This is a genomic window from Plesiocystis pacifica SIR-1 (assembly GCF_000170895.1).
Lineage (GTDB): Bacteria > Myxococcota_A > Polyangia > Nannocystales > Nannocystaceae > Plesiocystis > Plesiocystis pacifica.
Genome location: NZ_ABCS01000085.1, coordinates 1 through 23712 on the forward strand (window position 1 = coordinate 1; position 23712 = coordinate 23712).

At 71.9% G+C, this 23712-nt stretch carries 18 protein-coding genes and 1 pseudogene; 8 read left to right on the top strand and 11 right to left on the bottom strand.

What is annotated here, in order from left to right; translation table 11 throughout:
• Together PPSIR1_RS31005 and PPSIR1_RS31010 are read right to left on the bottom strand one after the other, a co-directional pair.
• Positions 1 to 570, bottom strand: a pseudogene (locus PPSIR1_RS31005) (hypothetical protein); the annotation flags it as partial.
• Between the two features lie 40 nt (positions 571 to 610).
• Positions 611 to 1330, bottom strand: coding sequence for a PspA/IM30 family protein (locus PPSIR1_RS31010; protein WP_006975185.1), 720 nt, complete (start codon positions 1328 to 1330; stop codon positions 611 to 613).
• A 150-nt stretch (positions 1331 to 1480) separates the two neighbouring features.
• On the opposite strand from PPSIR1_RS31010, the gene PPSIR1_RS44350 reads away from it, so the two are divergent.
• From PPSIR1_RS44350 to PPSIR1_RS31025, 3 genes are read left to right on the top strand one after another with little or no spacing between them, the layout of a single operon-like run.
• Complete coding sequence (locus PPSIR1_RS44350) at positions 1481 to 2662, top strand: DNA polymerase III subunit (protein WP_006975186.1); 1182 nt, start codon at positions 1481 to 1483, stop codon at positions 2660 to 2662.
• Positions 2659 to 3882: a HEAT repeat domain-containing protein gene (locus tag PPSIR1_RS31020; protein WP_006975187.1), complete on the top strand. Its 1224-nt coding sequence runs from the start codon at positions 2659 to 2661 to the stop codon at positions 3880 to 3882. The genes PPSIR1_RS44350 and PPSIR1_RS31020 overlap by 4 nt, the downstream gene beginning before the upstream one ends.
• Entirely contained in the window at positions 3879 to 4883 is a 1005-nt protein-coding gene (locus PPSIR1_RS31025) for a sulfotransferase (protein ID WP_006975188.1), read from the top strand. The genes PPSIR1_RS31020 and PPSIR1_RS31025 overlap by 4 nt, the downstream gene beginning before the upstream one ends.
• 36 nt (positions 4884 to 4919) lie before the next feature.
• On the opposite strand, the gene PPSIR1_RS31030 is transcribed toward PPSIR1_RS31025, so the two are convergent.
• From PPSIR1_RS31030 to PPSIR1_RS44355, 6 genes are all read right to left on the bottom strand, one after another.
• The gene (locus PPSIR1_RS31030) at positions 4920 to 6200 is read right to left on the bottom strand and encodes a DUF1501 domain-containing protein (protein ID WP_006975189.1); all 1281 of its coding nucleotides are present in this window, start codon (positions 6198 to 6200) and stop codon (positions 4920 to 4922) included.
• Between the two features lie 10 nt (positions 6201 to 6210).
• Entirely contained in the window at positions 6211 to 8538 is a 2328-nt protein-coding gene (locus PPSIR1_RS31035) for a DUF1588 domain-containing protein (protein ID WP_086001861.1), read from the bottom strand.
• A 43-nt stretch (positions 8539 to 8581) separates the two neighbouring features.
• Positions 8582 to 9826, bottom strand: a complete 1245-nt coding sequence (locus tag PPSIR1_RS49665) for a hypothetical protein (protein ID WP_198154654.1) — start codon at positions 9824 to 9826, stop codon at positions 8582 to 8584.
• Between the two features lie 462 nt (positions 9827 to 10288).
• On the bottom strand, positions 10289 to 10708 hold the full coding sequence (locus PPSIR1_RS31045) for a DUF7793 family protein (protein WP_006975192.1): 420 nt from the start codon (positions 10706 to 10708) through the stop codon (positions 10289 to 10291).
• Positions 10705 to 11247: an STAS domain-containing protein gene (locus PPSIR1_RS31050; protein ID WP_086001862.1), complete on the bottom strand. Its 543-nt coding sequence runs from the start codon at positions 11245 to 11247 to the stop codon at positions 10705 to 10707. The genes PPSIR1_RS31045 and PPSIR1_RS31050 overlap by 4 nt, the downstream gene beginning before the upstream one ends.
• An 83-nt stretch (positions 11248 to 11330) precedes the next feature.
• Positions 11331 to 12275, bottom strand: a complete 945-nt coding sequence (locus tag PPSIR1_RS44355; RefSeq protein WP_006975194.1) for a class I SAM-dependent methyltransferase — start codon at positions 12273 to 12275, stop codon at positions 11331 to 11333.
• A 94-nt stretch (positions 12276 to 12369) separates the two neighbouring features.
• Between PPSIR1_RS44355 and PPSIR1_RS31060 the strand changes: the two genes are divergently transcribed.
• From PPSIR1_RS31060 to PPSIR1_RS31070, 3 genes are all read left to right on the top strand, one after another.
• Entirely contained in the window at positions 12370 to 14322 is a 1953-nt protein-coding gene (locus PPSIR1_RS31060) for a neutral/alkaline non-lysosomal ceramidase N-terminal domain-containing protein (RefSeq protein ID WP_006975195.1), read from the top strand.
• Between the two features lie 145 nt (positions 14323 to 14467).
• On the top strand, positions 14468 to 16444 hold the full coding sequence (locus PPSIR1_RS31065; protein ID WP_006975196.1) for an SDR family NAD(P)-dependent oxidoreductase: 1977 nt from the start codon (positions 14468 to 14470) through the stop codon (positions 16442 to 16444).
• 470 nt (positions 16445 to 16914) lie between these two features.
• Positions 16915 to 17418: a DUF2505 family protein gene (locus tag PPSIR1_RS31070; protein ID WP_006975197.1), complete on the top strand. Its 504-nt coding sequence runs from the start codon at positions 16915 to 16917 to the stop codon at positions 17416 to 17418.
• Between the two features lie 12 nt (positions 17419 to 17430).
• On the opposite strand, the gene PPSIR1_RS49670 is transcribed toward PPSIR1_RS31070, so the two are convergent.
• Positions 17431 to 18378 (bottom strand): hypothetical protein, encoded by a 948-nt coding sequence (locus PPSIR1_RS49670; RefSeq protein ID WP_006975198.1) that lies wholly within the window; start codon positions 18376 to 18378, stop codon positions 17431 to 17433.
• 9 nt (positions 18379 to 18387) lie between these two features.
• Complete coding sequence (locus PPSIR1_RS31080; protein WP_045117119.1) at positions 18388 to 20895, bottom strand: M28 family peptidase; 2508 nt, start codon at positions 20893 to 20895, stop codon at positions 18388 to 18390.
• Positions 20896 to 21003: 108 nt separating this feature from the next.
• Between PPSIR1_RS31080 and PPSIR1_RS44360 the strand changes: the two genes are divergently transcribed.
• Positions 21004 to 21798 carry a hypothetical protein gene (locus PPSIR1_RS44360; RefSeq protein ID WP_157596151.1) on the top strand — a complete coding sequence of 265 codons (795 nt, stop codon included), beginning with the start codon at positions 21004 to 21006 and terminating at the stop codon, positions 21796 to 21798.
• A gap of 391 nt (positions 21799 to 22189) precedes the next feature.
• Here PPSIR1_RS44360 and PPSIR1_RS31100 read toward each other — a convergent pair whose 3' ends face one another.
• Positions 22190 to 23338 (bottom strand): NHL repeat-containing protein, encoded by a 1149-nt coding sequence (locus PPSIR1_RS31100; RefSeq protein WP_157596152.1) that lies wholly within the window; start codon positions 23336 to 23338, stop codon positions 22190 to 22192.
• An 83-nt stretch (positions 23339 to 23421) separates the two neighbouring features.
• Here PPSIR1_RS31100 and PPSIR1_RS31105 point away from each other — a divergent pair, with 83 nt between their 5' ends.
• Entirely contained in the window at positions 23422 to 23706 is a 285-nt protein-coding gene (locus tag PPSIR1_RS31105) for an acylphosphatase (protein ID WP_006975202.1), read from the top strand.
• Positions 23707 to 23712 lie beyond the last annotated feature (6 nt).

Consider the following 23712-nt stretch of genomic DNA (forward strand, 5'->3'; position numbering starts at 1 on the left):
CAGCGGTCGCGCGCGCGTCGACACCCCGCGCTCGAGGGCGAGCACCCCCGCGTAGAGCAGCGCCGCGGCCAGGGCGTGGCCGTAGAACAGCCGGCCATAGACGAACAGCGGCGTGCCCAGGCAAAGGAGCAGCACCGCCGCCGTCGCCGTGGGCCGGTCGAAGTCGCGACCGAGCCGCCGCCAGCCCAGCCCCGCGACGACCAGCACCGGCACCACGCCCGCGAGCAGCCGCGCCCACCAGGTGAACTCGCGCAGGGTCGGCGCCTGCGCCCCGAGCTGCGCCAGCCGAACGGCCAGCACCCCGACCACCGTCGCCCCCGGGGGCTTGTTGGGGTACAGGCGCCCGTCTGCGGGGCTGCGGGCCACGTCCGGCCCCACCGCGATGCCCCGCCGGCTCGGCCCGTCGATGGCCCACTCCCCCGCCTCGGCCACGCTCATGGCCTGGAGCAGGCGCGGGATCTCGTTGGCGTTGCGGACCGCCTCGAAGTAGGGAAAGACCGCGAGCAGGAGCAGCGCCAGGCCTAGGACGACGAGGGTGCCCTCGCGCCAGCCGCTGTCCTCCGTAGTCATGGGTTCGCGGGTGTCGGCGCCGAAGATCCCGCCGCCGCGCTCAGTCGTCCCCGCGGCCGAGGGCCTTGGGGTCGTTGCCAGCGAGCTTGGCCTTGAGCGCCGCGAGCTCGTCGTCGAGCTCGGTGCGCTCGTCGAGCTTGCGCAGCTCGGCGTCGATGCGCCGCTCTTCGATCTCGGCGCTGGCCGTCTCGGCGTAGACCTCGTTCATGGCCTCGAGCGCCGCGATCTTGTCCTCGATGGCGTTGATCCGCGAGCTCTGGCCCATGCCCACCGCCGCGGCCGAGCCCGAGCTCCCGCTCTTGGCCGCCCGCGCCTGGGCCATCAGCGTGCCCCGGCGCATGTTGAGGGACTTGAGCTTCTTCTTGGACTCGACGATGTGCAGGCGCATGTCCTCGACGAGCTTGGTCTGCTCGACGAGGTTGTCCTCGAGGGCCTCGAGCTCCTGGGAAATCTCGACCTTGCGCTGCAAGGCCGCCCGCGCCAGGGTCTCGTCGCCGAGGTTGAGGGCCTGCTCGGCCCGACCCTGCCAGGCCTCGGCCTTCTTCTTGGTCTCGCCGATGCGGCGCTCCATGACCTTGCGCTCGACCACGGCGGACTTGAGGTCCCGCTCGGCTCGCTTGATCTCCGCGCCGAGGTCGTCGAGCATCAGCGCGAGCTCCGCGCCCGGGTCACTGACGGCGTCGACGGCATCGTCGACGGTCGAAGAGATGGCCCGGCGAAGGCGCGTGAAGAACCCAGGCTTTCCGTCTTCGTGGCTCATGTCGCGGCCACAGTTTGACCGCTCGGCGGAAGATACGCCAGAGCCAAAGCGGGGAGGCCCGCGTCCCTCGGAATCGGGAATGGATCGAAACCCGCCTGCCGGGACCGCGATCGAAAGATCGGAGGCGTCGATGGGGTAGGCTCCGGGTCCGTGAGCGCCGACTCCACGCCGACCCCGCGCTTTCCTGGCGTCGTGGGCCATGGACGCGTCACCGCCATGCTGTCCAGGGCCATCGCCCGCAGCCGCCTGCACCACGGGCTGGTGTTCTCGGGCCCCCGCGGCATCGGCAAGGCGACCCTGGCCCGGGGCCTGGCGTGCGCGCTGACCTGCGCGGTCTCACCGGCGGTCGGCTGCGGCCAGTGTGACAGCTGCCGGCGCATGCTCTGTGGGCTGCACACCGACTTCACCGTGCTCGAGGGCCAGGGCAAGTCCCGGACCGTCGCCACCGGGCCCGCCCGCGAGGTCGCGCTCCGCGTTCAGCACGCGCCCTTCGAGGCCGCCGCCCACGTCATCGTCATCGATCCCGCCGATCGCATGCACCCGGCCGCCGCGGCCGCCCTGCTCAAGTCCATCGAGGAGCCGCGCCCGGGCGTCCACTGGGTGCTCTTGGCGACCAACCTCCACGACATCCTCGACACGATCCTGAGCCGGTGCATGACCATCCCGCTCGAGGCGCTGAACACCGAGGACACCCGGTCCGTGGTCGACGCCGAGCTCGAGCGCCTGGCCCAGGCCCGCGGCCTCGAGGTCGACCCGCGCCGCCGGGAGCTGGCCATCTCCCTCGCGGGCGGCAGCCCCGGCGTGGCCCTCGAGCTGCTCAGCGACGCGAGCCTCGAGCCGACCAAGGAGCTGCTCGCGGCCACGCTCCGCGCCCTCGAGCTCGGCGTCCCCGCGATCTTTGGGGGCGATCGCTCGCCGCTGTGGTCGGCGTGGAAGACCGCCGTCCAGGCCACTCCGGAGCCCGGAGAGCTCGCCGCCGCTGCGGCCGCCGAGGCCGAGGCCCGCGAGGAGGTCGTGGTCGTCAAGGCCAAGGGCCGGGCCAAGAAGAAGACCAAGAAAAAAGCCAAGAAGAAGTCGAGCAAGGCCAAGGAGTCGCCGGCTCGCCAGCGCGCCGCCGCCGGCCGCCTCGCCGAGCTGTGGCTGCTGCACCTGCGCGAGCTCCTGCTCGGGCGCTCGGGCCTGGCCGACATGCCCGCCGCGACCCGGATCGACACCTCCACCCTCGCCGCGCACATGCAGGCCATCCAGCTGTTTCAGGCCCAGCTGGTGCGCAACCCCAACGTCCGCCTCAGCTTCGAGCAGCTGCTGCTCCAGCTCGGAGCGCGCTCGTGATCTTCGGGCGCCGCTCGGGCGATCCGAGCCGGGCCGAGCTGACCCTCGGGGCGGCCCTGCGCGACGCCAGCTCGACCCGGGCCGAGGCCCGCAACCTGGCCGTGCGCAACCTGTCGAGGGCGCTCCTCGACGAGCTGGGCCTGGTCGCGCCGACGTGGTGGCCCTCGGCCGAGCACGCCGAGCGCGAGACCGTGCTCGCCGCCCTCGAGGCCGCGTGCCCCGTGGACTTCCAAGGGCGCCCCGAGGCCGCCGCGGACGCGGCCCTGGCCCGCATCGGCCTGGCCGAGCTCGGCGCGCCCACGGCCCTGGCCCGGGCCCTCGAGGCCCTCGACTTCGACGCCGCCCCCGAGGCCCCGGAGCACGACGCGGTCGTGTTGATCCGCGAGTGTGGGGTCATCGCCCTGGCCCTGCTCGGCCGCGGCGCCCAGGCCTGGCTCGGCGATCCGGCGGCCTCCCGAAGCGCCCACGCGGCCGAGACCGCCCGCGCCCGGGACACCCTCGACGCCGTCGTCCAGGCCCTGCTCGAGCGCCTCGCCGACGCCCGCGACGACGTCCGCTTCCAGGCCGGCCCTGCCCTCGCCGAGCTGGTCGAGGGCGACTCGGGTGCCGGCCTGGCCCGCGCGCCCATCGAGGCCCGGCTGCTCGAGGCCCTCGAGGCCGAGGCCCACCCCGAGGTCCGCGAGAACCTCATCGCTGCGCTCGCGACCTTCGACCCGCCGAGCCCGGCGACCTGCGCCCGGCTCGGCGTGATCCTGGCCAGCGAGGAGGGCCGCAGCGCCGCCGGGTGGGAGGCGGCCCTGGCCCTCGCCGCCGCCGGCAGCCCCGAGGCGGGGCCGCGCCTGGTCCAGGGCACGGGCCCCCGAGAGACCCGCGACCGCGCCCTCGAGGCCCTCGCCGCCCTCGGCCCCAAGCTCGACGCCGACACCCGCGCGAGCGCCCTCGAGGCCATCGAGCGCCTGTCCAGGCCCCTGCTCATCCCGGTGTTCACCCGCGTCCGGGCGGCCTACGCCCTCGCCCGCGTCGACGCCGATCCGCGCGCGGGCCAGGCCGCCCTCGAGCGCCTGGCTCGACACCCCCGGCCCGCCGTGCGCGAGGCCGTGACCGAGGCCCGCGCCAACCTCGAGCTCCTCGCCCAGCGCGAGGCCGCCGAGCCCGGGTCTGGCTACCGCCACCCCGCCGACCGCTCCACCCCCAACGGGCACGACCGCCACACCCCATGAGCGAGCCCAAGCGCATCATCCTCCACGTCGGCCTGCACAAGACCGGGACCACCTTCCTCCAAGACCGGGTGTTCCCCGCGCTGCCCGGGGTGCGCTTCGTCCATCCCCTCCACTACGCCCAGGCCAGCGACGGGCCGATCGAGCGCTTCATGCTCGAGCTGTTCTTCCGCAACGCCGCGCACATCGACGTGGGCCACCACCGCAAGGCGATCGCGGCCTGGCTCGCGCGCGTCGAGGAGCCCACGGTGCTGATCAGCTCCGAGGCCATCGTCGGCTGGCCGATCGAGAACCACAGCAACTTTCGGGTCAACGCCGACCTGCTCGCCGAGCTCTTCCCCAACGCCCAGGTCGTGTTCGTCGTCCGCCGCCAGGATCGCTGGGTCGAGTCGGCCTACAGCCAGGTGCTCAAGGCGGGCTTTTCGACCAGCATCGAGCGCTACCTCAACTTCCGCGAGGGACGCTTCCAGCGCTACAACGTCGGCCTCTACCACGGGCCCAACGTCGACGCCCGCGACCTCGACTGGGGCCCCTTCGACGCCCACTACCGCCGGCGCTTCGGCGAGCGGGCCGTGTGCACCCTGCCCTTCGAGCTGTTCACCCGGGACAGCGACGCCTTCCTGCGCCACCTCTACGCGTTCATGGCCGTCGAGGGCGGGCCCTTCCCCGACGCCAGCCAGCGCGTCAACACCAGCTGGTCGCCGCTCGCGGCCAACGTCGCCCGGGTGGTCAACACCATCCCCATGCCCGTCAAGCGAGCCCTGCGCGAGCGCATCCCCAAGGACCTGCACCCCGCCGAGCTCGTCAGCCGGGTCAGCGCCGTCGCCCCGGGCTTGGGCCTGGGCAAGCCCGGGCCTGGGCCCAAAGCGAGCAGCTCTGGGCCCAGGAAGAAGAAGCGCTTTTTGTCCCCGGAGCTCGCCGCGGCCCTCATGGACCTGCACCGCGAGAACAACGAAGCCCTCGGCGCGCGCATCGGCTTTGACCTCAGCGCCTACGACTACTGAACCGCCAACGCTCCGGCCGCGGCTCCGCGGTAGTCGCTACCCCAGCAGCGCCAGCGACTCCGCCGGGTTGAGCGGGAAGCGAGCCGCGAGATCTTCGCCCAGGCCCGCGTGGTCGCGCAGGGCCGCGTGGATGTGCTCGGGCCGGATCCGCACCCCGCCCTCGTCGAGGGCCAGGCTGCCCGCGTTGACGGTCAGCGGCTGGACCTTGTGGGTCGTCGCGCCGACCACCCGGTTGCCCGAGATGCCCTGGCCCATCAGCAACATGCTCGACACGGACCAGTGGTCCTTGCCGTTGTTGTCGTTGTAGGTCGGGGTCCGGCCAAAGTCCGAGCCCATCACGACGATGAGCTTATCGGCCACGCCCAGGGCCTCGGCCTCTTGCATCAGCAGGTCCACGCCCTCCATCAGCGTGTACAGCCGCGCGCTGTGGCTGTCGTCGTGGTTGCCGTGGGTGTCGAAGCCGCCGTAGTTGATGTTGACCGAGGCGCAGATGCCCGCGCGGTAGGCCGCGAGGGCGACCTGGGCCTGGCGGTGGATCGGCTGGTCCGAGAGCGTGTCGGGCAGGAACTCCTGGAGCAGCTTGAGCTCGTTGGCCCCGCCCGAGGCCGTGAACATCTGGCTCATGGCCTCGCGCTCCGCCGGCAGCCCGGCCTCGACCAGCAGATGCTCGCGGCGCCCGGTTCGGGCCTGGGTGATGAGCTCCTGGGCCGCCGAGGAGTGGAAGTTCGACCCCGGGTCGTTGGGGTCGATGCGGTCCGGGTGGGCGATGCGGCCGAGGGCGTTGACGTTGCCGCTGCGCGTGCGCGCGACCAGGCCGGCGGTCAGGTCATAGCCGCCGAAGCTCAGGTAGGCCATGGGCAGCCCGGGGTCGGCCTGGGCCGCGACCAGGGCGGCGAGGCTCGGGAAGCCCTCGACCAGGCGGCCGCTCCAGCAGTGCCGCGAGCCGCTGTCGTGGCCGTTGGTCTGCATGTCGATGCCGTTGATGACCAGCAGATCCTGGTAGTACTTTTGGAAGAACACCTCGTTGTAGCCGACGGGGGCGTAGAGCAGGTTGCCCGCGCTGCCGATCTCGTCGGTGAAGTAGTTGTTGACGGGGTCGAGCTCTTCCTCGTTCTCGCGGCCCTTGGGGTCGCAGAGCATGGTCTGGTCCCAACCGCCCGAGGCGTTGACGAACACCCACAGCGGGCCCTCGTAGACGTGGTTCGAGGTCGGGGGCTTGCCCGAGGTGGCCCAGCCCGCGCGGGCGTGGTGGGAGGCCCCGGGGACGAGGGCGAGGCCGGCGAGGCCGGCGAGGCGCATGAAGTCACGGCGATCCATCGGGGTTGTCCTATTCGTGCAAGAAGCGGTAGTCCGAGAGCATGTAGGTGATCACGGCCATCCACGCGCGGATGGTGTAGTTGGGGTCCTGGGTGATGCGCTGCGACTCGGGGAGCTCCTCGTCGCTCCAAAAGTCGCGGGTCGCCTGGCAGCTCCCGGGCAGGCCGGTGCCGTACTCGTCGAGGGCCAGCCCGCGCTTGCCGTCGCGCCAGACCTCGAGGAAGAGCCCGTAGGCCCGGTCGAGCTCGGGGTCGTCGAGCTCGAGGCGCTCGCCGAGCAGGTGCCAGTGGAGGTGCTGGATGTTGGCCCGGATGGCCTCGGTGACCCCGGGGATCTCGAAGCCGTTGCCGTCCTCGGGCTCGAAGCCGGGGTCGACGAAGGGGAAGAGCAGGCGCTGGTCCGTCTGCCGGGTGAAGTCCCGCGCCGTGCCCCAGCACGCGACCTCGTTGGCCATGCGCTCGGCCACGTTGACCATGATGCCGTTGGGCTCGGTCATGCGGTCGACGATGGTGTCGGAGTCGATGCCGCCGTAGAAGATGCGGTACTGGTCAAAGCGCGTCAGGAAGTTGTCGGTCCCGACCCGCTGCTGCCAGGGCGCCCCGAACAGCGCGGTGATCTTGCGGTCGAGCATCTCCGGGGTCAGCCAGCGCGCCGTGCCCACGGGCCCGAGCTCGGCCTCGCGCAGGGCGATGGCCTCGGCGTCGGCGCCCTCGGCCGGGCTCCCGCCCTCGGCCTCGTGCGTCGACAACCACGGGGCGTCGAAGTCCGCGGCCCGGAAGTAGGGCCCGAGGACCACGGCCTCGACGACCACGCGCAGGTCGTAGCCCGACTCGATGAAGGCCTCGGCGATGCGCTGGAGCTCGGCGTTTTGGGCCTCGAAGGCCGTGAGCTTGCCGAGGTAGTCCGGCGCGCCCGCGTCGCTGGGCTCGCGCAGGGGCGCCTGGCCCGTCAGGCCCTCGAACACGATGTGGACCTGGGAGGCGGCGAAGCGCGGGTCGTCGACGATCTGATCGGCGAGCCAGCCCGTCGCGTCGAGCTTCTCGCCCGCGGGCAGCTCGGCGTCGGCGAAGCCCGGCGCGAACATCTCGGGGTACCAGCCGTCCTCTGGCGGGCTGTAGCGGCCGAGCGCGTCCCAGTTTTGCAGCGTGCCCGCGATGGGATCGATGTTGGCGTGGCAGACCGTGCAGGTCTCGCTCTCCCGGGTCGGGTTGAAGTCCTCGATGGAGGTCGGGTCGATGGGCCGCTCCGCCAGGGCCAGGACGTCCGTGGCCAGGAACAGCTTGTAGACCATGCGCGAGCGGTGCCGGTTGCGGTTGGTCGGCGTGGTCGGGAAGCGGTTGAGGAACATCGTCGAGGTCAGCATCCCCGCGTGCGGCCGGTCGGGCAGCGTCGCGGGCACGAATTCCTCGGGGTCGTTGGGGTCGACGAAGCTCACCGCCGCCCCGTAGCTCTGGGCCGACCACGGGTTGACCAGGGTGTAGTCCGCCGTGAGGATCTCGGTGAAGGGCAGGTCGTTGCGGACCACGTGGGGCACGAGCATCAGCGCCTCGCGGGCGAGGGCCTCGTTGGTCCGCGCCCGCGCCAGGTTGCGCTCGGCCTCGTCCTCGATGCCCTCGTACCAGTAGGCCTCGGGGTAGGTCACGCTGTCGAGCAGGTCGACGGCCCCGGTCCCGGGCAGGTAGCGGTCGGTCAGCAGGTGATCGTTGTAGAGCTCGACGAGGCGGTCGTAAAAGGCCTCCTCGTGCATCATGTCGTCGAGCACCTCGACGAGGCTGTCCATGCCGCCCGCGGCCACGAGCAGCTCCTCCTCGGCCGTCGGCGCCCGGCCGGCGAGGTGCAGCGCCGCCTTGCGCAGGGTGCCGAGCTCGTCGAGGAGCTCGACGTCGGCGAAGTACTCCCCAGACAGGGTCTCGTCCGGGCAGACGACCGGGTTTTGGATGCGCTCGACGAGCTCGGCGAAGGCCTCGAACTCTTCACTTCCGCGCTCGAACTGGACCCCGCCGCCGTGCTCGACGGTGTTCGTCGGCTTGACGAGGATCCACGGCTCGCCCTCGTACTGCAGCTTCGACAGGCGCTCGACGGTGGCCAGGTTGGCCTCGAGGTAGCCGGCCCAGTCCGAGCTCTGGAGCACGAACTGGCTGTTCTTGGCCACGCCCGAGGCGTTGTGGCAGGTGATGCACTTTTGCGACATCACCGGGGCCCACACGGCCTCCTTGAAGAACTGCTCCGTGCTCACGCAGGGCTCGGGCTCGGGCTCGGCGCAGCCGAGGGCCAGCGCCGCGCACAAGCTCGGGGCGAGGAGGACGAGGGGTCGTGTCCGGTTTCGATTAATGGTCATGGGACCTCCCAGGAGGGTGTTCGGTCTGTCTAGAAGTTGCGGGCTAGCCGGTCGTGTCGCCGTCGGTCGTGTCCATGCCGCCGTCGGTCGTGTCCATGCCGCCGTCGGTCGTGTCCGTGCCGCCGTCCGTGGTGTCCGTGCCGCCGTCGGTCGTATCCGTGCCGCCGTCGTCGGTGGTGTCGGTGGTGTCGGTGGTGTCGGTGCCGCCGTCGTCCGTGCCGCCGCCCTCGGGGACGCAGGTCCCGTCGTCGCAGGCCATCCCGTCCGCGCACGACCCACAGCTCCCGCCGCAGGTGTCGGAGCCGCACTCCTTGCCCCCGCACTGGGGCACGCACGCGCAGCCCAGGGGGTCGTCGGGGGGCGGGGCGTAGCCCTCGTCGCACTCGCAGCTGGGCTCCGAGCCGTTGACGCAGATGCCGTGGTCGTCGCAGACCTCCTGGTAGCAACCAGCGGTCTCGAACGCGAAGTAGCCCAGGGCGTAGCTCAGCTCCCCGTCGCCGGCGACCACGCCGACGCTGATCTGCGCGTCGAGGGCCGGGAGCTGGAGCGGGAGGATGTCGAAGCTGATCCAGTCGCCGGTCGCGTGGATCGAGGCCGTGAGCTGCCCGCTGGCGCAGCCCGTGGTCAGGCTCCCGCCCTCGAGGTGGCCGATCTCGAAGGCGCAGTGCCCCGCCCCGTTGAGCGCCAGGTTCTCCCCGGAGTAGTCCCAGGCCGAGAGCACCAGGTCCACGCGGTCCGTGCCCTCGAGGGCGAGCTCGACGTGGAGGTTGTCGACGAAGTGCACCCCGGGCTGCTCGGGCGAGGCGTCGAGCTCCGGCTCGAGCAGGGCCAGGCTCGGCGCGGGGCTGTCCGCGTCGGGCGCGGCGCTGGCGATGGTGCCCAGGTACTCGAGGTAGGCCCAGTCGCCCTCGTGGACCACGGTCAGCCCCTCCTCCGCTCCACCGGCGATCAGCAGCGCCTCGGCCCCGGTGCTGCGCACGCTCGCGGGCAGCAACAAGCGCTGGCTCGGCTCCACGACCACGGCCTTGCCGACCTGCTCCCAGCCCGCCTCGCTCAGCTGGCGATCGCTGCTGCGCAGCACGAATTCGGTGTCGACGAGCACCGCCTTGGGCGGCAGCGTCACGCTCACCCCTCCGCCGGCCAGCTCGCCGCCTTCCGGGCCGATCACCGCCCGCGCGAGCTCGTCGCTGCCCTCCTCTTCGGAGCAGGCCGCGAGGGCGCCGAGACCCATGATCACGACCCCGAGGCGCCGGGCTCGACGCCGAGAACAACCAACAAATGCGATCACGCCTTCAGGCTTCTTTTAAACAGCCCTCAATGTCAACGTTTTAATGGTGTCATTTTCATTGCATACTTTTCAGCACCGGCCAAATCAACACCCTCGAGCGACAAAATAAAAATATCACCAATTAATCGTTTAGCACTTCTCGACTCTGTTCATTCAGTAGACTATTCGACACGGATGACGTCATGGCACTCTGTGCGTTGCCGCGCACGTCTGCTGGCCTACGCGAACGGCTGGATTCGCAGTTCTGGCCAAAAAACGGCCTCTTGAGCCGAATTGTCCGGCATTGCGGCCAGGTGGCCGGCTGACACTGGTGGACATTTCATGCCCGATCGCGCGTAGTGCTCCACACCACACCCACACAACGCGGCCCGTGGGATGGTCGAGTAAAGTTCCCCCTCTCACGAAAAGACTACAGTCTCTCCTTCGACACTGTCGGCGGCGAAAGTGACCGCATTCGGTCCGCTACGCGCTCGTTCCCGAGCTCAGGCCCTGCAGCCGCCCGATCTTGTTCAGCCAGGTGACGGCGCTCTCCTCGTTGGTGAACAGCCGCGTCGGCGCCTTCGGGGCGCTGAGCGAGATGAACAAGTTGGCGAGCACCCGGCCCGGGCCCGACATGTTGGTCAAGATCGCCGCCGCGACGGTGCAACGCATCGCCTCCTCGCTGGCATAGACGTCGCGGACCCCGGACTCTTGGGAGTGGAAGGCCCGGGCGTCGACGATGAGCAGGCGCTTGCGGCCATCGGCGATGCGGTTGAAGGCCGCGACGTTCTCGCGCGCGTCCTCGACGGTCTGGGTCACGTCGGACAGGTTCCGCTGTACGACGATGCCGTCGGGACGAACGGAGTAGACAGAGGTTCGCGTGGTGATCGATTCGGTGGTCATCGCTTGGCTCCTCGCTTGGCGGCGTCCAGGGCAGCCGCGAGCGAGCGGTGCACGGGGATGTCGAGGGGGGTGGACATCTGGACCAGCGTCTGGGCCAGCGTCGGGCTCACGCCCGAGAGCGCCGAGCGCACGCCGATCAGTCGCAGCATCCGGAACAGGCGCCGGAGCGCGTCCGCGGCGATGACGTCCCCGAGCAGCGCGCCGGTGAGGTCGACGATCAGCCACCGCGCTCTACGGGCCACGACCGTGCCCATCACCTCTTCGATGATCTGCTCCATGATCGAGGCGTCCACGGGGCCGACGATCGGGAGGCACAGGACGTCGATCTGGACCTGGATCAGCGGATAGGAGCGCCGGGCCAGGAGCTCGCGGGCGGCCGCGAGCTCCTCCTCGCGCGCCTCGAGGGTGAGCTCGGCCATATCGGCCTCGACCGCCAACCCGCGCAGGGTCGCGACCAGCTCGTCGCGCAGCCCCGGCTCGAGGCCCTCGCTCGGGAGCTTGGCCACCAGCTCCATGGCCCGGCCTGACCACTCGCTCATGTCACGATGGTACACCAGCGCAACGCCCAGGGTGGACCCCACCGCGAGCACTGTTGACCGCGATACCGAGACCTCGGCGACGCTCAGCGCACGCCCGAGACCACGTAGAACACGAAGCCTCGGCCCGCGCTGAAGGCCCCCCTCCCCGACTGCTCGACGAAGCCGTCGACGTGGCGCCGGATCGCTCCCCAGCCCCGCTCGAAGTCGTCGTCGGATCCGGGCGCCTCGGAGTCCGCCGCGTCCCACCAGCGCCGGGCGTCGTGCTCCGTGCCCGCGAAGATGCCGATGCCCTGCTCGGCCCAGCTGCGCTCTTGCTCGATGACCAGGCGCATCGCGGGGTCGTAGGGCGGGAACAGCTGCATGCAGCGATCGTTGGTGTAGCCCCGCACCTCGCTCAGGCCGAGGCGGCCCATGTGCGCGGCGAGGCGATGGCCGACGCGCTCGTCCCCCTCGCCCAGGGCCCGCTTGCCCCGCTGGCAACGCATCAGCAAGGCGAGGATCGCGAGGGTGTCGACGTCCGGGGTCTCGACGGAGGTCCCGAGCAGGGCCAGGTCGCCGGCGAGGTTGTCGGGCTCGCAGCAGATCAGCACGCCCCCCGGGCGGAGCACCCGGATCATCTCGCGCAGCGCCAGCTCGGCGTCGGCGACGTGGATGAGCACGGTCTGGCAGGTGACCACGTCGAAGCTCGCGTCCGGGAAGGGCAGCGCCTCGACGCGCCCCTCGACGAAGCGGGAGCGGTCTTTGAAGCCCTTGGCCTCGGCCCGCTCGCGGGCGTAGTCGAGGAAGGCCGCCTCGGCGTCGACGCCCGTGAGCGTGGCCGCCTCGTCCATCAACCCGAGCACGAGGCAGCCCCAGTGGCCCGCGCCGCAGCCCACGTCGAGGAGCGCGCGCTTGCCCGCCAGGCGCCAACGTTTGGCCATCAGCGCGAGGAAATCGGAGTTCCACCACAGATCGCGGTACTCGCCGTCGAAGGCGGCGAGCTCGGCGTAGCGCTCGGGATCGGCGAACTCGGGGGCGTCGTCGGACATGGGCCGAGGATCCCACGTTTTCCGGTGCCCACCCGGAGAGAAAACGCGGCGCGGCTGCGAACGCCGTGCCGGGCGGCTGTGCGACACTCCGTGAATGACCACGCTCGCTCCTTGGCTGTCCTCCCAGACCCGTGACCAGACGCGTGACAAAGGCGCCCGGCTCGGCCGCCACCTGGGCCTCGCCGTGGCCCTCGCCAGCTTGCCCCTGGGGCTGGGCTGCGCCGACGATGGCGCGGGCACCAGCGACGACGAGGTCGGCCAGGACGGCGAGACCGAGTCGAGCACGAGCGCGGACACCACGAGCGAGGACGGCACCGAGACCAACGGCGAGACCGAGGCCGAGGCGAGCACGGACAGCTCGGACACCGAGGCCGAGACCGAGACCGAGACCGGCCAAGAGCCCTACCCCGGCGATCGCCCCGAGGACTGGTGCCCCGACGGGCCCGACGGCGACTGCCCCGACGACCCCGAGGCCCCGCTGCGCGTGGGCGTGGCCGTCCTCGACCTCGAGCCCGACTGCTACGAGAGCTGGGACGACGTGGCCGGCAACGGCACCTACGACGACGAGGACGACTTCAACGACTGCGGCTGCGACCGGCTGTGCCCCGGCGAGGCCGACTACCCCGGCCCCGACGAGGGCGAGGGCGACGGGCAGTTCCAGCGCATCTTCATGGCCGGCTTCCAGAACAACCGCCCGGCCGCTGGCGTGCGCGGAGCCGACCTGGGCCTGGTCGGCGAGGGCGACGGGATCGGGTGTCGGGCGATGGTCCTCGACCAGGGCGAGACCCGGGTGGCGATCGTCGCCATCGACACCGTCGGCTACTTCTACGACGAGGTCGTGGCCATCCGCGAGCTCCTCGAGCCGCAGAACGTCGACTACCTCATCGTCCACTCGACCCACAACCACGAGGGCCCGGACACCATGGGCCTGTGGGGGGAGTCCTTCGGCCAAAACGGCTTCGACCCCGACTACCGCATCCAGGTGCGCACGACCATCGCCGCGGCGGTGACCCAGGCCATCGGCGAGCTGACCGAGGTCGGGACCCTGACCGTGGGCCGCGGCGACGCCTCCCAGGCCAGCCTGGGCGACGCCGACAAGGGCATCCGCAACGTCAGCAACGACACCCGCGATCCCTTCGTCGTCGACCCCGACATCGACGTGCTGCACTTCGCCGACACCGAGGGCGAGACCATCACCACGCTGATCAACTACGCCAGCCACCCCGAGGCGATGGCGGACGACAACAACCTGATCACCTCGGACTACGTGCACGCCTTGCGCAAGACCGTCGAGAGCGGCTCGACCTGGACCCAGGCCGAGGGCGTCGAGGGCCTGGGCGGGACCGCGGTGTTCATCTCGGGGGCGCTCGGCGGGATGATGACCCCGCTCGGCATCCAGACCGACAGCCCCGACGGCGACACCTGGAGCACCGGCGAGTTCGAGAAGGCCGACACCATCGGGCAGCTGCTCGGCGAGCTGACCGTCGCCGCCGTCGAGGACGGCGAGGTGATCGAGAACCCGCGGCTGCAGTTCGCCAACCAGTCGATGTTCATCGAGATCATCAACGACGGCTTCAAGCTGCTGTTCATGCTCGGCATCTTCGACCGCGAGGTGTTCGAGATGAACGGCGGGCAGTACGTCCAGACCCAGATGGGCGTGGTCGAGATCGGGCCCGTGCGCATGGTGACGGTGCCCGGCGAGCTGCTCCCCGAGCTGGCCGTGGGCGGCTACGACGGCTCGCAGATGTTCACCGCCGAGGTCCCGCTCCTCGACCCCAACAACGACAACCCGCCGAACCTCGACGACGCCCCCGAGGGCCCCTACCTCAAGGATCGCCTCGACTCGCCCTATACGTGGATCATCGGCCTGGGCAACGACCAGCTCGGCTACATCATCCCCGAGTACGACTTCGTGCTCGGCTTCCCGGCCTACCTCAGCGAGGCCGACGGCGACCACTACGAGGAGACCAACTCCATCGGGCCGCAGATGGCCGACGTCGTCGCCCAGGAGACCCAAAAGCTCGTCGACTTCATCGACTGGCTATAGGACCAGAGTTGGTCTTTTGGTCGCAACGCTCGGCTCGAGTAATGCGCGACACGGCCATCGGCCAACTCGATGGTGCCACGCAGTTTTGGCGTCGGTGACATGATCAGATCCTCCGCTCGGTGCACACCCGAGACGGAGCTGATCCATGACGCGCACCGACGCCATCCTCGCCCATGTCGCGGACTCCCCCGCCCTGCACGCCATCCACCTCGACGAGGCGGGCCAGCACGCCTGGCTCGTGAGCCTGAGCTCGCTGCCGGCCCCGCGCGTCGAGGCGATCCGCGGGATGCTCGGCGGCCGCGCGCTCCACTTCGTCGATCGCATCCCGCTCCGCGCGAACGGACAGGTCGACGAGGACAGCCTGCGCGCGGCTTGTGTGCGGCCCTTCGTCTCGCCCGATGCGCTCCTGGCCCCGGCACCACGTGACGGCCTCGAGCCCGCGAACACCGAGGACGAGCCAACCGAGCGAGGCGAGCGCGCAGGCGAGCGCGCCCAGCCCGAGGCGGCCGCGGGCGACTTCGACGCGGTCCGTCGGCGCCTCGATCGCGGCCTGGGCAACCACCGGACCGTGCCGCCCTGGTTCCACCGCTGGACCTGGGTCCCGATCGGCCCGGCCCGCGACCGGCGGTCCGCCGAGTCCATCGCCGTGGTCGGCTCGAGCTCGAAGGCGGACACCTTCATGGCCCTGCGACCGGGGCTGCGCCGGCTCGGCTCCGTCGCGGACCTGGTCCAGGACGACGCCGCCATCGCGGTGATCTTCGCCGACCCCAGGCCGGACGAGCGCGACCTGATCGTCCACCTGCTCGGGCTGCTGCGCGAGCTGGCGGCGCGGCCCCGGCGGCTGCGCGTGGCCGTGGTCTTGCCCCGCGACCTGCAATACGAGGCCCCCTGCGCGGCCGCGCTGACCCACAGCTCCCGGCGCGGCATCGTCCGCGGGCTGCTGCGCGCGGCCAACCGCGAGCTCACCGGCCTCGACGCGCGCTTCGTCGAGCTCTCGGATCCGCCGAGCTCGCGCGGGGCCATGCTCGAGCTGCGGACCCTGCTCGAGAGCCTCGAGTCGCCCCACCCCGAGCCCGAGCTCTACCTCGAGGGCGACCTGCGCATGGCCCCGCGCCTCGAGCAGGCCGAGCCCGACGTCAGCGAGGCCCGCGCGGGCCTGCTCGCCCCCGGCCAGCGCCTGCTGATCACCGGCGGCCTCGGAGGCATCGGTCGCCAGGTCGCCCGCGGGCTGCTGCGCCACTACGACGCCCGGCTGATCCTCGTGGGCCGCCGCGACCCCGCCGACGATCCCGAGCTGGCCGGGGCCCTGCGCGAGCTCCAGACCCTCGGGACCGTCCACTACCGCGCCGCGGACATCCGCGACGAGGGCCGCGTGGCCGCGATCATCGAGGCGTCCGAGGCTCTGCTCGGGGGCCCCCTCGACGGCGCCATGCACCTCGCCGGGAGCTTCCCCGCGCGCCTGCTCGCCGACGAGACCGTCGAGGGCTTCGAGGCCGTGGTCGCGCCCAAGACCCAGGGCACCCGGGTGCTCCACCGCCACCTCCCGCCGGCGGCCTACCTCGCCGTGTTCGGCTCGGTCGCCGGGCACTTCGGCGCGGCCGCGGGCGCGGCCTACAGCGCGGCCAACTCCGGCGTGCGCACGTTGTGCGAAGCCATCGCCAGCGTGCGCCCCTGCGTGACCATCGGGTGGAGCAACTGGCGCGACACCGGCCTCAGCCGCGGGCACGTGGAGGACCGCGACGACGGCTTCCTGATGATCGACCCGGAGCCCGGCTTCCTCTCGCTGTGCGCCTGCCTCGAAGCCGGCTGGATCGACCCCCTGGTGGGCCTCGACCCGAACGAGGCGGGCGTCCGCGCCGTGAGCCTCGGGGCCGCCTGTCCCCCCGCCGCCGAGCCCATCCGCCAGCCCGACGACGTGAGCGCGCTCGGCACGGGCAGCGAGGCGGTCATCGCCGCGGCCTTCGCCGAGGTCCTCGGCGTCGACGCGGTCGGGCCCGAGGACGCGGCCGAGACCAAGCGCGGCGCCCTCACCAAGCAAGCGGCGACGCGGGCCCGGGCTCGCGCCAAGGGCCGCGCTCGCGCCCAGCTCCGCGCCCAGCGGACCGTCGAGAGGACGCTGTGAGCAGCGACAGCGCCGTCGCCATCGTCGTCATGGCCGCCCGGCTCGCCCCTACCAGGGCATGAAGACCGGCGCGGCCGAGTACCGCCTGCTGCGTCTGCGCAAGCTTGGCCAGCAGGTTGTCCGCCCACAGCCGCGGCGGGTGGGTCCGGGCGACCTTGGGCTGATCGTTGGCGAGGTAGCCGAACAGGCCGTAGGGCAGCGTGGCGTTCTTGATCGCCGAAGGGGAAAGCTCGCCGCCCACTCGCTGTGCTGCCACCACCGCCAGGTGTTGGGCTGGTGTGCCGGCGCGGGGTCATGCCGACGAAGCGCAGCTTGGCCCGCATGGCCCTGACGTCGATGCCCTCGGCCTCGGCCCACGGCAGCGAAGCTAGCGCTAGCACCGGATCCGCCCACGCCGCGCGCTCGGGCGCCGCTGCTCGATGTGCGCTGCGTCGCTCGCTCTCCCCGGGCTCCCGACGCACACTCGGGCGATGCGCCGCTGCGACGTCTCCCTCCCCGTCGAGTGCACCCCAGCGCGCTTTTGGGCCCTCTACCTCGACGAGGACTTCAACCGCGACACCTTCCTCCACGGCCTGCGCTGGTCCGAGCCGCGCATCACCGCCTACCGCGAGACCGAGACCGAGATCCTGCGCAACGTCGCGGCCCACCCCAAGCTCGACGTGTCCGGGCGAGCGGCGCGCTTGGTCGGCGAGTCCCTCGGCTACGAGGAGTTTGGTCGCTTCGATCGCGCCACCCAGATCTTCCACTTTCGCCAGCGGACCACCGTGTTCGGCGACCGCCTGTGGATCCACGGACACATGCGCGCCGACCCCCGCGGCGAGGCCGGCATGCACTGGCGCACCCAGGCCACCGTCGAGTGCAGCATCCCCGCCGTCGGCGGCCTGCTCGAGCGCGCCGTCGAGCACAACCTGCTGCGCTCTTACCCGCTGTGCCAGCGCTACTGGAACCAGCGGCTGCGGGCCGAGCAGGCCTGAGTCTGGGATCGATCAGCCCGAAGACTCGGCGCGCAGCTGCCAACGGCGGGTGACCACGGCGTTGCCCAGGTCCTTGGGCTCCGGCCAGCCTGCCCGCGGCACCGCCCCCTTGGCGCAGTCGCGCACGACCTTGGACGCCCCCTCGCCGGACACGGCGATGCCCTGGGCCCGCCGGTTCCACTTGATGGTGAAGCGCAGCTCGAGCTCGACGGTCTCGCGCTGGCCCTTGGCGACGGCGTCGGCCCAGCAGGTCTCGAGGGCCTGATCGACCGGGCGCAGCTTGGCCTCGATGGTGCCCGAGCTGACCTTGCCGCGGACGGCCGTGCTCAGGGTCTCGACCTTGGCCGTGAAGGCCTTCGTGGGCTCGGGCGGCGCGGGCGTCGGGGTCTCGCCGCCCGTGGTCGCGTCGGGGGTCGGCGTGGGCTCGGGCGTCGGCTCGGGCTCGGGAGTTGGCTCGGGAGTCGGCTCGGGCGCCTCGTCCTCGTCTGCCGCGCCAGCCTCAGCCTCCGCCTCCACCTCAGCGACGACTTCGGTCTCGTCGGTCTCGCCGGTGTCGACGCCAAACAAGAACCCGCGGAACTGCCACATGGCCACGCCCGCCCCGATGAGGGCGCCGACGATGAGCGGGATGCCCACCCACCGCCAAAAACGACCCTCGGATCGGCTCATGATCATCGAGGGCTGATCGTCGTCGCCGAGCCTCGACGGCGGCGCGCCCTCGAACACGTCGTCGAAGGTCCGGAAGGCCGGGCCGCGGCCTCGACCCCCACCCCCACCCGAGCCTGGGCCTGGGCCTGGGCCCTCGTGCATCGCCCCGATCTCCGAGCTGAAGGTGTGCGCCGGCCCCCCGTGGGCCCGGGGACCCGCCGGGCCTTCGTGCTCGTGCAGCGCCCCGATCTCCGAGCTGAAGGTGTGCGCCGGCCCCCCGTGGGCCCCCGGCCCCCTCTCGTCCTCAGACACGGGGCCAGTCTACCGCGCCCCAGGTCCGAATGCCCGCAGCTCGACGCGCTCGACCACCACCTCCCGGTCGCCCGATTGGATCGGCCCCGCGTGCTCGGGCCGCGCCGCGAGCAGGGCCTGGGTCGCCGGGTCCTCGGCGGCGTGGAGGCGAAAGTCGACGGTCCACAGCACCGCGTCCGCCGGCAACGGCCCGCGCCGGTCGAGCTCGACGCGGACGCCCTCGTCCGGCAGCCCGAACAGGCCGACGGCGTAGAAGGTCTGCGTCTGTTCCCCGGCCGGCGCCCACTGATACTCGCGCGTGCCCACGGGCGCGCCCTCGACCTCGACGGACAGGTTGATGGCGAGGGCCTCGGGGATCAGCAGCATGCCCCACGGCGACCCCCGCCCCGATCGCAGGCGAAACTCGAGGGTCGAGTGCCCGGGGAGCACCCCCTCACCCGCGCTCGCGTCCTCGACGTGGAGCCCCTCGGGCTGCGCCTCGACCTCGACCCGACCCCGACCCAAGAGCGGGCCAAAGGACCACGGCGGCCGCGGGCGCAGCTGCGCGCCGATGCCCAGGGCCTCGGGATCCGCCGGGCGCTCGCGCATCACCTCGAGGGCGACCTCGGACTCGCCGGTGCTGCGGTCGTGGGTGGTGATCGCCGTGAGCGGCAGGGTGTGGTCGACCGAGTACACCGGCGAGCGGCCAGCGACCACCGCCGCGACGAGGGCCACGAGGCCGACCCCACCGAGGCCCGCGCGGGCGCGCTTGGGCCGATCCGCGGCCGCCAGCGAGGCCGCGAACAGCCCGAGCGCGGGGGCAAAGACCAGCGCGATCAGGGCCGCGAGCGCGGCGCTGATCGGCTGGCCAAAGCCGAAGGCGTCGCCCAGGGACAGGATCAGCACGAGCAGCACCTCGCCAAACACGAAAGCCCCGAACAGCTCGACGATGACGGCCCGGCTCCCCTCGGGCCCGAGCAGGTGCGCCGCCAGGGGCACGCCGCTGGCGACGGCCAGGACCATGAACACCAGCGCGCCGCCGGGCAGCAGCGAGGCCACGGCGACGGCCAGGAGCGCCGCCCAGACCGCCATCGCTCCGCGCAGCGCCATCCCGCCGCCGCTCGGAGCGAAGCGGGCGAAGCCCAGGCCGACGAGCCCGAGCGCGAACGAGGCCGCCGCGCTCAGGGCCAGCCAGCGCGGCCCCGGATGGAGCACGAAGGGCGCCGCGCTGCCCGAGAGGGCCTGGACCAGCGCCTCGACCCCCGCGCCCGCGAGCCCTGCGAGGACCAGAACCACCGGCACGCCGACGAGGGCCGCGAGCGCAGCTCCGAGCGCGGCCGCCCTGCCCTGCTCCCGCCAGTCTCGACGCAGGGCGACGAGCCACCCGAGCGCTGCGAGCACCAGGCAGCCCAGGCTCAGCCCAGACACCCACGCTTCGGGCAGACGCGGCACCAGGCCCAGCACCGGATGGTAGACGTGGTCCAGCCCCGCCCCGCTGGCCTCGTGCAGGCCCACGACCCGCCCCGTGTCCGCGCGTCGGCGGTCCGCGCTCGCCAGGGCCTTCGCAGCCGCGAGCGCGTTTTGTCCCTGCTGCTGCACCGAGCCCCAGTCGAGGTGGGCGAAGTCGTCGTTGGGCGTGTGGTAGTGCTCGACGCCGCCGATGAACGCGAAGTTGAGCCCGGACATGCCCGCGCGGCCGAACACCGTGAGGTCCGAGTCGTTGGGCATGCGCTCGTAGATGGCGGCAGACAGCGAGCTCGGCTGGCCGCGCAGCGCCCGAGCCTCCGGGGCGTAGGCGTCGATCATCCACGCGCTCGGGCCCTTGGTCTCGAACATGCGCGAGACCCCGCGGGAGCCCCGGGCCTCGACGTTGACCACGGCGTCGACGCTGGGCGCGAGGGGGTGCTGGTCGACGAAGGCCTGGGCCCCGAACAGCCCGGTCTCCTCGCCGTCGTCGATGAGCAAGACCAGGTCGTCGCGCAGGGGCGGGCCGGCGAGGATGGCCCGGGCGCTCTCGATCACGATGCCCACGCCGCTGCCGTCGTCGCCGATGCCCGGGCCGGCGGCGACGGAGTCGTAGTGCGCGGCCAGCATGATGGCGCCGGGCCGGGCGTCCAGCCCGAGGGTGTCGTGGCTGCCCGCGTCGGTCCCCGGGATCACCGCGACGATGTTGACCACCCACGCGCAGCGCCACCCCAGGCACACGAAGGCGCGCTGCTCCTCGGGCTCGAGGCCCAGGTCGCGCAGGGCCTCGACGATGCGCTCTCGAACCTCGACGTTGGCCTGGGAGCCGATGGGGTGCGGGCGCTCTTGCCCGGGCGGACCGAAGATGGCCTCCATGGTGTTGCGCGCCCGCGCGGCGGAGAAGGCCGTGGCGGGGGCGTCGAGGCCCACCGGCGCGGGCGGGCGCAGCTCGAGGCGGGTCACCAGGCACACCGCGAGCACCGTCAGCGCGAGCAGGGCCAGGCACACCCGCGGCGCGAGGGCGCCGGACGGCTCGGGGGCCGTGTCCGGCGAGGGACCAGGGGCGCTCGCCACCTCGCCAAGCTAGCACGGGCGTGCGAGCATCGGCGCATGCAATGGTTTGAGTCGAGCCTTGGCGCCCGCGCACGTTCCTTGGTGATCAGCAGTGCGCTCAGCGTCTCGATGCTCGCCTGTGGCCCGAGCTCGGGGCCCACGGACGACGAGATTGGCGAGACGGACGCGGACACGACGACCGACGAGACCGAGTCGAGCACCGGCACCGAGACCGAGTCCACCGAGTCCACCGAGTCCACCGAGTCCACTGAGACGGAGACCGAGTCGAGCTCCGACACCACCGAGTCGAGCTCCGACACCTCCACCGAGACCGAGACCGACACAACCACCGAGACCGAGACGGACACCGCCGACACCGAGACGGACACCGCCGACACCGAGACGGACACCGACGAGGACACGAGCACCGACACCAGCGTCGACCCCGACGATCCCAGCGGCACCTACCTCCTCGCCGTCGAGACCACCCTGGGTCCCGATCTCCCGCTCCAGTGGATCATGACCGTCGACGCCGTCCCCGAGGGCGAGGGCTGGATCGCCGACATCGACGTCCAACCCCTGAGCCTCGACGTCGGCTCCTCGACCACCCCGCGGGAGCTCAACGGCCCCGTCACGCCGCACCCCGACGTGCCCATCCCCGGCGCGGGCCCGATGATCTGGCCGTGGGGCGCCACCGAGATCGCCGGCGCGAACAACCCCGTCACCGGGTCCGACATCACCGCGAGCGTCCAGCTCAACGGCGAGTGGATCGACCCCGACACCGCCTGCGGTCAGGTCGTCGGCCAGATCACCGTCCCCCTCGTCTTCGACCTCGACGGCTCGACCTTCGCCGCGGTGCGCCTCGACGACGACGGCACCGACCCCCAGACCCTCCCGGACCCGGTCCCGAGCAGCTGCCCCTGACGGCTGAGTTCTGCTCTACCCCCACAAGCATCTGAGGACCGGGGGCGCTTCGTCGCTATCCGCTCCTCCGCTTTGGCTTGGTGGGCAATGGAGTTCGTACCTTCGAGAAGGCTGGTGGTCGCCCCCGCAAGCGGGGGCGTGGTTTCGTTGACAGTCTCTGAGTCGTGGACGTGGGGCAGGGAGGGCGTGGCGTCGTCCACGACGGCTGAGTCGTGGACGTGGGGCAGGGAGGGCGTGGCGTCGTCCACGACGGCTGAGTCGTGGACGTGGGGCAGGGAGGGCGTGGCGTCGTCCACGACGGCTGAGTCGTGGACGTGGGGCAGGGAGGGCGTGGCGTCGTCCACGACGGCGAAAGCAGACAGGGACTGTGAAAACTTCACAGTCCCTGAGCTCAGGGGACCTGCAAGGGCGCGCAGATCGAAGTGCCCGCGCCCACGATGCGCAGCGGCGCGAGGGGGTGGACGAGGCTCAGCGCCTTGCCGTTGCCCTCGCTCTCGTCCCAGTCGAGGCGGTGGACCTGGCTGAGCTTGCCGCCGATGGGGAAGCAGGCGTCGTGGCAGGTCCCCGCCATGCAGTCCTGGACGCTGGCGTAGATCAGCCCGCCGCACTCGTCGGTGACCTCGCCCTGGGTCAGGGCGCAGTCGAGGGCCTCGGCGCACTCGGGGTCCTCGAGGCAGGCCGCGTACTCTTCGGAGCAGCCCTCGAGGCAGTCGGCGCACTCGGGCGCGTCGGCCTCGGTGAACAGGTAGATGTCGCCGGAGTGGAAGGCGAAGGCCGAGGCCGAGGTCTTGTCGAGGCCTTCGAGGGGGAGCACGGTGAGCGCCTCGCCGCTCTCCCGGTCGTACTCGACGAGCTTGACGGGGTTCTCGCCGGCGAAGGCGAACAGCCGCCCGTCGCCGGTGCCGTCGATCTCCCCGCCGTCGAAGTCGATGCTCGCCAGGGTCTCGAGGCTGCCGTCGGCGGGGTCGTAGACGGCCAGGCTGCCCAGATCCTCGCCCTCGCTGAAGGGGCCGGAGCCGCTGTAGCTGTGCAGGTAGAGCTTCTCGCACACCTCGAGGGTGTCGTGGCTGACGAAGCCCATGCCGAAGTAATTGAAGCCGCCGTTGCCGGGGACCCACGGCGGCTCGGCGCAGTTTTGGGGCGCGGCCAGGTCCACGGTGAACAGGTCGCGGGTGTCGAGGTCGAGGACCCAGCCGCGGCCGTCGTGGTCGACGGCCATGGAGTAGACCAGCCCGCTGCCGCAGGTGATCGGGCCGACCTCGGCGAAGGTGTCCGTGGGCGGGTCGTAGGTCCAGATGTCGCCGAACTTCGACACGACGTAGATGAGATCCGTGCCCGGGGCGCAGGCGCACTCCTGGGCGCCCGTGTCGGTCTCCGTGTCCGTCTCGGTGATCTCGGCCTCGGAGCTGTCGGTCTCCGTGCCCGTGTCCTCGCTGGTCCCGACCTCGTCGGCGCCCTCGCCCGCGGTCGTCGGCGCCTCGACGGGGTCCTCGGGCGTGCACGCCATCAGCGAGCAGGCCAGGCCCAGACATCCCACCACGCGCCTCGCCTCGCTGCCCATGCGACGAGCATGGAGGCCGCGGCGGCCCAGGTCAATGCGCGGGCGTGGACTACACTGGAGCCATGACGGCATCGCACCTGCGCCTGCGCGCCCTCGTATCCGGGCGCGTCCAGGGCGTCTACTTCCGCGCCAGCACCCGCGAGCGCGCCCGCGAGCTCGGCCTCGTGGGCTGGGTGCGCAACCTCCCCGACGGCCGCGTCGAGCTGTGCGCCGAGGGCCCCCGGCCCGCCCTCGAGGCCCTCGAGCGGTGGTGCCACCAGGGGCCGCCCGCGGCTCGGGTCGACGGCCTGGAGGCCCGCTGGGCCGACGCGACCGGGGAGTTCGCCCGCTTCGAGGTCTGGCGCTGAGAGCCC